Consider the following 621-nt stretch of genomic DNA (forward strand, 5'->3'; position numbering starts at 1 on the left):
GCTCAAGATCGAGCAGGAGGCGCTGAAGAAGGAAAGCGACGTCGGCTCCAAGACCCGGCTCCAGACGCTGGAGAAGGACCTTGCCGAGCTCGAGGAGAAGTCTGCGGCGCTGACGGCGCGCTGGAGCGCGGAGAAGAACAAGCTCTCCGATGCCCAGAAGCTGAAGGCCGAGCTCGACAGCTTGCGCGTCGAGCTTGCCAACGCCCAGCGGCGCGGCGAATTCCAGAAGGCCGGCGAGCTGGCCTATGGCCGGATCCCGGAGCTCGAGAAGAGGCTTGCCGACATCGAGGCCAAGGACAATACGACGCAGAATTCCGGCGAGATGATGGAGGAGGCGGTCACCGCCAACCACATCGCGCAGGTGGTCTCGCGCTGGACCGGCGTGCCCGTCGACAAGATGCTGGAAGGCGAGAAGGAAAAGCTCCTGAAGATGGAGGAGCAGCTCGGCAAGCGCGTCGTCGGCCAGGCCGAGGCCGTGCGTGCGGTCGCAACCGCCGTGCGCCGCTCCCGCGCCGGCTTGCAGGACCCGAACCGGCCGACCGGCTCGTTCATGTTCCTGGGGCCGACCGGCGTCGGCAAGACCGAGCTGACCAAAGCCTTGGCGGAGTACCTGTTCAACGA

Annotated in this window: 1 pseudogene; it reads left to right on the forward strand. The window is 66.2% G+C overall.

What is annotated here, in order from left to right:
• A pseudogene (locus tag AC1D00_RS44300) lies at positions 1–621 on the forward strand (ATP-dependent chaperone ClpB); the annotation flags it as partial.

This window comes from Bradyrhizobium sp. P2_E8 (genome assembly GCF_056403875.1).